The organism is Campylobacter sp. 107, from assembly GCF_002383835.1.
GTDB classification, from domain to species: domain Bacteria; phylum Campylobacterota; class Campylobacteria; order Campylobacterales; family Campylobacteraceae; genus Campylobacter_D; species Campylobacter_D jejuni.
The window spans coordinates 156,351-165,356 of record NZ_NXBA01000018.1; the positions used below are offsets into that span (position 1 = coordinate 156,351).

At 27.5% G+C, this 9,006-nt stretch carries 6 protein-coding genes; 2 read left to right on the plus strand and 4 right to left on the minus strand.

Annotated features, from left to right (window positions below; translation table 11 throughout):
• Position 1: 1 nt before the first annotated feature.
• Together ccsA and BGS40_RS02375 are read left to right on the plus strand one after the other, a co-directional pair.
• Entirely contained in the window at positions 2-3,247 is a 3,246-nt protein-coding gene (gene ccsA / locus BGS40_RS02370) for a cytochrome c biogenesis protein (protein ID WP_096738326.1), read from the plus strand.
• Positions 3,248-3,262: 15 nt separating this feature from the next.
• Positions 3,263-3,712 carry a hypothetical protein gene (locus BGS40_RS02375; RefSeq protein WP_079460096.1) on the plus strand — a complete coding sequence of 150 codons (450 nt, stop codon included), beginning with the start codon at positions 3,263-3,265 and terminating at the stop codon, positions 3,710-3,712.
• Between the two features lie 809 nt (positions 3,713-4,521).
• Here BGS40_RS02375 and BGS40_RS02380 read toward each other — a convergent pair.
• From BGS40_RS02380 to BGS40_RS02395, 4 genes are read right to left on the minus strand one after another with little or no spacing between them, the layout of a single operon-like run.
• Positions 4,522-4,740 carry a hypothetical protein gene (locus BGS40_RS02380; protein ID WP_180753096.1) on the minus strand — a complete coding sequence of 73 codons (219 nt, stop codon included), beginning with the start codon at positions 4,738-4,740 and terminating at the stop codon, positions 4,522-4,524.
• Between the two features lie 12 nt (positions 4,741-4,752).
• Positions 4,753-6,021, minus strand: coding sequence for a hypothetical protein (locus BGS40_RS02385; RefSeq protein ID WP_087704505.1), 1,269 nt, complete (start codon positions 6,019-6,021; stop codon positions 4,753-4,755).
• Complete coding sequence (locus BGS40_RS02390; protein WP_087704506.1) at positions 6,002-7,276, minus strand: hypothetical protein; 1,275 nt, start codon at positions 7,274-7,276, stop codon at positions 6,002-6,004. The genes BGS40_RS02385 and BGS40_RS02390 overlap by 20 nt, the downstream gene beginning before the upstream one ends.
• Entirely contained in the window at positions 7,269-8,906 is a 1,638-nt protein-coding gene (locus tag BGS40_RS02395; RefSeq protein ID WP_257841692.1) for a hypothetical protein, read from the minus strand. Before BGS40_RS02395 ends, BGS40_RS02390 begins: the two co-directional genes overlap by 8 nt.
• Positions 8,907-9,006: the final 100 nt, after the last annotated feature.

Here is a 9,006-nt window from a genome sequence, read left to right on the forward strand (position 1 = left end):
AATGAAAAATATAATAAAAAGCATAGGGGATTTAAGAGTTTCGGTTGCATTGTTTTTGCTTTTTGCGCTTTTTTGTGCTTTGGCAACTTTTATTGAAAGTGCTTATGGAACTCCTACGGCTTGGGCAATGGTTTATGATACTTTTTGGTTTGAATATATACAACTTTTACTTGGTATTAATTTACTATGCGGGATGTTTCGTTATAAAATGTTTGGGCTTAAAAAATTGCCTTTAATGATTTTTCATATTTCTTTTTTATTTATTTTAGTGGGTTCTGCAATGACAAGATATGCTGGTTTTGAAGGTATTTTACCTATTAGAGAGCATACTCAAAATTCACTTATAGAAAGTTCTAAGACTTCTTTGCGTATTTCTGCTATAAAAGATGGAGAACGCTATAGTGCGGTTAATGATCGTTATATAGGAAATTTGCCTTTTGCTAATTCTTTTAAACTAAAACTTAATTTAGGTGATGATCAAGCTGTATTAAAATATAAAGATTTAATCTTAAATGCTCATTATACTTATAAAGAAAATAATAATTCTGATCCTTTATTGGTTTTGATGCTTTCTCAAAAAGGATCTCAAGGCGTTGATGTTAAATTTGAAAAAGGTGAAGTTAAGAATATAGAAGGGGTTAACTTTGCTTTTATGAATGATAATGTTAAAGCACCTTTTGTAAAAATTGATGAAAATTTAACTTTAAGTTCAAGTGAAAACTTACATTTTCTAAGTATGCTAGATGGACAAAATTTAGACCTTAAAATTGGAGAAAAGGCAAATGCTAAGGAAAGAAGACTCTATGAAATTAATGATATCAGCTTTGTAGTTAAAGTTGCTTCTTTGCACGCGCAAGAAGCTTTAGAAGGTTCCAATAGACCTCAAGATGAAAGTTTTTGGTTATGGTTTAAATCTGCTTGGTTAGAAGTGGGTAGAACTATGTTGATTTCTACTTTTGGCGAGCCTCAAAATTGGAAAAATTCTTTATTATTGCATTTTAAAGATTTTGCCTTAAGTAATGAGAATAAAAACTTAGAATTAACTGGCTCTAATGCTTTGAAATTAGAATTAAGCTATAAAAATGAAAATAAAGAATTTTATATTTTTGAATATAATAAACCTATTATGATAGAACTTGCAGGTCAAAAATTCTTTATTTCTTGGGCACTTTCTTATGAACAATTGCCTTTTGATATTTATTTAAGAGATTTTGTATTAGATCGTTATCCAGGTTCTATGTCTCCAGCGTCTTATGCAAGTGAAATTACTGTAAAAAATAATAATGAAAATTTTGATTATAGAATTTTTATGAATAATGTTTTAGATTATGATGGCTATAGATTTTATCAAAGTTCTTATGATCAAGATGAAAAAGGGACTGTTTTATCTGTAAATAAAGATCCAGGCAAAATACCAACTTATATAGGTTATTTTTTGCTTTGTCTTGGAATGTTTATGAATTTTTTAAATCCACATTCTAGATTTAGAACTTTGGCAAGATTGATTAATAAAGACACTTTAAAACATACAAGTGTGATTATTTTTATTTTATTGTTATCTTTTGGTTCTGAAAAGACTTTTGCTCAAGATTTAAATTCGACCTTACCTATGGTAAATACTAATCATGCTAAAGCTCTTGCTACTTTAATAGTTCAAAAATCAGCAGATGGAAGAATGGTACCTTTTGATACGCTATCAAGAGAAATTTTAGAAAAAATTCATCAAAGTGATAGCTATAAGGGTCAAAATTCTAATGCTGTTATGCTTTCTATGCTCGTTGATGTAGATAAATGGCAAATGGAACCTTTTATTTTAATGCCACAAAATCAAGCAGTTCGTGATGCTATTGCAAATATTTTAGAAATTCCTAGTGCTAAATATATTTCTTATAAAGATTTCTTTGATGAGAATAACCGATATAAACTTCAAAAATATATTGAAAATGCAAATCGTAAAAACCCAAATGCAAGAGGAGTTTTTGATAAGGAAATTATAAAACTAGATGAAAGAGCTAATATTGTAAATTTAGTTTTTAGTGGTGAATTATTTAAATTTATTCCTGTTCAAAATAACCCAAATAATGTTTGGCTTGCACCTTTTTCTGCTGTAACTACTCTTAAGGGGGATGAAGGGCATATTGTTTTGGCTTTAATACAGAATTATTTTAGTGCCGTGGAAAATGCTTTTAAAGATGGTAATTGGACTAGAGCTGATGAAGGCTTGAAATTTATCAAAGAATATCAAGAAAAAATAGGATATAAAGTCATGCCTAGTAAAACCAAGGTTGAAATGGAAATTTTTTCTAATAAGGCTGAAATTTTCGTTAAACTCGCTCCTGTATATTTAATTGCGGGTTTTTTACTTTTGATTCTTGTTTTTTCTAAAATGGTCGTACCGAATTTAAAAATCTCTTTTATATTTAAAGTGGTATATGTTTTAAATGTTTTAGCTTTTGTAATTCATACAGTAGGTCTTGGACTTCGTGCTTATTTATCAGGTCATGCTCCATGGAGTAATGGCTATGAAAGTATGGTGTATATAGCTTGGGCATTGTCTTTGTCGGGTATATTTTTCTCTAGAAAAAGTCCTATAGCCTTGTCATTAACTTCTATTTTATCTGGTGTTGTATTAATGGTTGCACATTTAAGCGAAATGAATCCGCAAATTACAAATCTTGTTCCTGTGCTTAATTCTTATTGGCTTAGTATTCATGTATCTGTTATTACTGCTAGTTATGGATTTTTAGGACTTTGTGCCTTACTTGGTATCTTTACATTGTTCTTAATGTGTTTTCTTAAGAAAGATGGAAAATATAATCTTAATATTTTGAGAAATATTACAGAGGCTACAAGAATTAATGAAATGGCAATGATTTTTGGACTTTGTTTGCTTACTGTAGGAAATTTTTTAGGAGCAATTTGGGCAAATGAAAGTTGGGGGAGATATTGGAGTTGGGATTCTAAGGAAACTTGGGCTTTAGTTAGTATTTTGGTTTATGCAGCAATTTTGCATCTTAGAATGATTCCAAAATATTGTAATCAATTTGTGTTTGCTTTATGGAGTATGTTTGCTTATTGGGTTATTATTATGACTTATTTTGGAGTAAATTACTTTTTAACAGGACTTCATTCTTACGCCGCAGGTGAAGCGGCTCAAATTCCTGATTATGTTTATTTGGGATTTGCGTTGATGGTGGTTTTAGCTCTTTTTGCAAGAAGGAAGCGAAATTTTGTGGGCAAACTTTAAATGAGCCATATTTTTTTGGTTATTTTTTGTGCTGCTTTAGCGCTTTTATTGTTTTTAGCCATGATTGCTTATCTTATTACAAGTGATGGCAAAAAAACAATTAAAAAGCAAAAAACTAGCCAAAAGCAGCATGTAGCCGAAAAGACTAAAAAATTTGATACAGACTTAGATAAAATGATAATTGCTGCTTCCGATGTTAAGCTAACAGATATTGAATTAAAAGAACTTGCCAAACTTTATGTGCAGACACATAAACTTGGTTCAAAAACTTCTAAAGAATTAGATGAAGCAACAAAAAAGAAACTAGAATTTATTTCTGCGTTGGCTGCAAATATTAATGCAAGTGCACAAACTGTAAGTTACTTAAATAAAGAACTTAAGAAAATTTCTGGATCTTACAAAAAAGAAATTGATGCTTACGAGCATATGGGATTAGCTAAAAGAAAAATTAAAGAAGGTAAATAATATGGTGCGCTCAAGAGGACTGTGATTTATAGTGAAAATACCTAAAATAACATACTTTAAAAATTAATAATACAAATAACATATACTTTAACATATACTTTTTAAAAAATAAAATTTTTAAAATATAGAAATTCAATAGAAAGGAGATAGGCTTGGTTAAAAGTTTGTTTGGTAAGCCAAAGGGAAATTATAGCTCCCCTTTAAAAAGGGGAAATCAAGTATTAATAACACTTGACAACTATTATACATAATAGTATAATAATTACTATAATTTTATTGGACGATTTAATCACAGCCATTAATGCCAAAGGTAGCCGCCTTTGGCATCTACCTTTTATAATTATACCAAACAAATTCTTTAGCTTCTTAATACATTTTATTTATGATTGAATCTTATCTTTTAGCATAAGCAAGAAAAATATAAATTAAAAAATAAAATAATTCAATAGAAAGGAAGATAGGCTTAGTTAAAAGTTTGTTTGATACCGCAGGTAACCCACTCCAGTTTCCCCAAAAATTGAGCTTGGTTAATATGCCTTGACTATAAATAAACAAAGCAGTATAATAACCACTAGAATGAGTTTTATGTACCTCCTTTCAGGGGTTTTACAATTTAGCCGTAGGGGGTCAGCCTGCGGCTTAAACCCTTAATATAATTTACCAAACAAACTCTTTAACTTCTGAAACAATTTATGAAAGATTTTTGTATAAGTTTTAATATTTTATATGAAAATTTAGGTGTAAGCTATAAACAAGAAGCCTTTCGAGCTAGCTAAGAATACTTGGCTTTAGTTAGGAACCTCCTACTTCTAAGTGTTAGCGAAAGTAGGAGTAATCACAGTTTTCATTGTTTTAAAATTTTTCTCTTCGTTATTAATAGATAATTTTGATATATCATATCTATCCCAAAAGATAAGCTCTAAGGGTCGTTGTAAAAAATGATAAGCTAAGCTTATAAAAATAATCAAAGCTATAAGCAAACCGCAGGGCATATAAAATCTTTTAAGTTTGTAAAAAGGTTTTTTCATGGATGCTCATATTTATTTTAAATTAGCTTTTTCTAGCATTTTATTGTCCCAACCTTCTGGTAAATCTTTTATGCTTGGATAATAAGGGCGTAAAAGTTCTATATAAACTCCTTTCTGATAGGAAAGCTCAAAATAATACTTTCCTAAAGCAGAAGGGATAAGCTTTGCATCTCCGTGATAATTTCCATCAGAATAGACAAAATTAGGGCTATCAAAAGGGCTTCTAGGAGAAACATATGGGCGCACTCCTATTTCATCATAAGCAAAATAATCATATATGTTAAATTTAAAAATACCATTATTGCCAAAGCCATAATCATAATAATCATTAAAATAACCATTTTCTCCTTCAAATCCCATATCAAGCAATATTTTTTCATAACGCTTATTTATTTCTTCGTTTAAATTTTTATAATCTATTTTTGTGTCATCCATATAAGCTGCAGGATTAAAAAGAAGCTTGGTTTCATCTTGAAACAAACCATAAGAAAGCTCTAATAAGAAATCTTTTAAACTCCAAACCAAATCAGCATAAAAATACTCATCATCAAAAGTGATTAAATAATCTTCATCTTTTTTATTTTGTTTTGCTAAATAATCAAGCATAGCAAGCAATATTGGATTTTTTTTAATATAACTTTTATCTTTAAAATTATTAGCTTGTTCTTTTGTAAGAATGCCAACTTCTCCTAATTGATCATAAATTTCATCACTAAATACGAAAGGTTTTATGCCATGGTTTTTATTGATTGCATCAATATAATTTTTTATTATCATTGTGTTTTTACTATAAAGTTTTTTCACATAGGAAATGATTTGTTCTTGGCTTAAAATTTGAGTGTCTTTTTCTATTTTACATTGATACTCTAAATTATTTGGACTTTCAAAATAATAACCCCCATCCATACCATCATAAAATTTAGGTTTAATATAATTAGGATTTTTATTAGCAAGCCATAAGGGATTTTTTATCTTTTTAACTTCTTCTTCTAAATTTTCAAATTTAGCGGGTATGTATTTTGGGATGAGTTTGTTGCCTTTTTTATCAAAAACAATTTTACCAAGATATATGCCAAATTTTGGATTATAGCATTCAAGCTCATTCATATCATTAAATTTCCAAAAATATTGCTCGCTAGGACAAATATTATTATAACTTTTTATGTTTGTATTTATGGCTAAATAAATAGCATAAGGTTCTTTTCTGGTTTGTAAGAAATCTTTATGTTTAAATATATTCTTTATGGCTACTTCTAACATATCAACCCCTATATTTTTCAAAATAAAATGTGCTTATTCTCGCATCTCTTTCACTTGGAGAAAACCAATAAATTGCAGGTTTATCTGAAAATATACTGTATTTATAAGGTTTAACTCCGACACAATCTGTATAATTATTACTAATTATACATTTTTTATCATACGCCCAAAACATAACAACATTTTCAAATTTAAAATATTCATTAGAATATATGAGTTTAAAAATGCTTTCTGTATGTTGATTTTTTATTTCTTTAGAATTATTTTTATCAATATAAAAATGTCTAAATTCGTGAAAAAAAGTTGATAATATCTGTTCTTCTTTGTTTTTTAAATTCAAATATAATGCTTTTTTTCCTACACTATTATAAGATCCGTTATTGTATTGTTTAAACTCTTTATAAATAGTTGGAATTGGTGGTTCTATGTCGAAAGCTTTTACCAAATCTTCAAGAAATTCTTGAAAAAACATAATTTTTTCCTCATCACTTTTGTTTGAAAATTCACTAAATTTTGCTTTATAGCTTGGTATGATAAAAAATTTCTCATCAGAATAAACATCTATAAATTTTTTAACAAATTTCTCTCTTTCTTTTAAATACTTATCTCCATCACTTACACTTTTAATAAATTTTTCATTAGCTAAATCAAATCTATAATAAATATAAGCAATTTTTCCTGCAAGTTGGGGATAATTTTTAAAAAATTCATAATTATTTGTTTCTTTTGCTTTTTCTTTAAAACTTTGGCAAGCTTTTAAAAACTCTACAGCCTCAAAAACACTAAAAATACAATTTGTTTGAATTATATCACTATTAAAATCATTCCTTAGTTTACTTTCTTCTACATCCTCATCATCTCCAACTCCCACTCTAAAGCTCATATCTATGATGATGTAATGATCTTCTAAATTAGGCATAGTTTTTTCACTACTATAAGCAAATAAAACTATGTAGTATTTATAATCTTGTATGTCTTCTTTAGGCTCGTTGCTTCTATTTATAGGCAAGCAAAAGGATAAAATATTGTCTTCATAGCTTTCATTATAAATCAAATCATCATTTTCAAATAATACCTTAAGATTTTTTTCATCAATATAGCCATTGCAATCATGTAATAATAAATTTAATTTTTCTTTGCTTTCACATTCTACAAAAGCCCATTTTAGTTTTTCATCGCTTTCTTTTTCTAATTGCAATTCTATATAAGTCCCTGGTGCAAAAGAAGCATTTAAATCAATATGGGAATTTTCATGAAATATTAGTGTTTTATTCATAAACTTTTCCTACAAATATAATTTTATTATCTATTTTTTCAGGGTAAGCCACTTTGAGTGAGATTATATTTTCCCCCTCACTCCGCACAAACTTAGCTTGCTTACTTAAATCCTCTAATAACTGTGCTTGTGCCATACCTATGCTACCACTACTGCCAAACTCTCCCTTTTCATTGATGCTATAAAGATATAGATTATCTTTTATTATGCTTTGCTCTTTTTTATCTTTTTTGCTTGTTTTGTTTTCTTTTTCATTACTTTCTTTTATTTTTACTTCTTTAAAAGTTTTAGAACATTCTTTATTGGTATATAATCTTACACAACATTTTCCCCAAGTTTTTCCTATTTCAAAGGGATAATCTTTTAAAAAGCTAGGGTTAGTATCTTTAGCTATTTCATTAATCTTTAAATAATATTCTCCTTCAGGCAAAGTGCCAAATCTATCTTTAATACTTTCATCATCATAATAAAAATAAGCTTTTTTACCTTTACTTGTATCTTTTTCATCTTGGTAAAAATAATTTGCAATTTGCTTTTTACTTCTTTTTTGATTGTCTGCCTTAGCAGTACCACTTCTTGCCATATAAGAATTAATTAATTCATTTCCTTTATAATGATAGAGATTAAATCCATCATAAACTAAATGATCTTTTGCTTTAAATTTAAGTATGAGTCCAACTTTGTGATGGGTATAATTATTAAATATCCTTGTAGCATTTTGTAAAGGAGTAGGAAAATAAGCTTTGCTTTCATCAAGCTTTACTTTAAAGCTATAACAATCACTAAAATACTTTTCTTTATCAAATCTTATTTTACCCTTTTCATCACTGCGTCTTTTTAGATTAACTACTCTTAAGGCTTCATCATGTTTAAAACCTTTGATAATGATTTTAGCATTAGCAATGGGTTTATTGTGTTCATCTTTTAAATATAAAGAGATAAAGCAAGGTTCTTTAGCACTGAATGAGGATTCATTTAAGTGTTCTTTTGAAATTTTGTTAAAACTTGTATTGTTGTAAGCAATTTCTTTTTTAAGCTCTTTGGGTTCTAGTTTAATATTTAAACTTTCTTCTAATAAAGAATAATTTTTAATCTTTGCATTATGATTGTTATATTTTATATTCAAATCCCCTAGAGAATTTAAATCCTCTTTATCGTATTTAAAATAATAAAGCAAATTTTCTTCTTTATCTTCAAATGAAAACTCATTATTTTCTTTTGCACCTAAAAGAAGTTTTTCATAAAAAAATACTCTTGTGCTAAATTCTTTAAATTTAATATCATATTCTTTTTCTATTCTTTTAATGTCAAGTAAAGATTCATTTTTAATAAAAATATCGCAATGACTATCATAAATATGGATTAAATTTGACATCGATGAAGCATTATTTAAAAAGATAATTTTTTTATTTTTGTCTTTATTTTCTAAGATGAAATGGTTTAGGTTTTTAGAATGAGAAGATAAAAGATAAAAATCTTGTTCTTTTGTGCTATTTGTATTTTCTTTTGTATCACTTTCTTGATTTGAATTTTCATCTTGATTTAAATTTTTATTTATTTCTTTGTTTTTATTTTTATTTATTGTTTCGTCTTTACTATTTATTTCTTTATTTACAATCAAAGAATTCATATAAGTTTGATAAGCATTTTCTAAATCTTTAAAGCCAAGTTTTTTAAATTCATCAATACTTTTATAAAGTTCTTTTCTTGCTTTTAAATAAGTATCGTTT

Bases quoted from the DNA above. Each gene is read 5' to 3' on its own strand.
- BGS40_RS02390 (WP_087704506.1), bottom strand. From the start codon at position 7,276: ATGAATAAAACACTAATATTTCATGAAAATTCCCATATTGATTTAAAT.
- BGS40_RS02380 (WP_180753096.1), bottom strand. From the start codon at position 4,740: ATGAAAAAACCTTTTTACAAACTTAAAAGATTTTATATGCCCTGCGGT.
- BGS40_RS02395 (WP_257841692.1), bottom strand. From the start codon at position 8,906: ATGAATTCTTTGATTGTAAATAAAGAAATAAATAGTAAAGACGAAACA.
- ccsA (WP_096738326.1), top strand. From the start codon at position 2: ATGAAAAATATAATAAAAAGCATAGGGGATTTAAGAGTTTCGGTTGCA.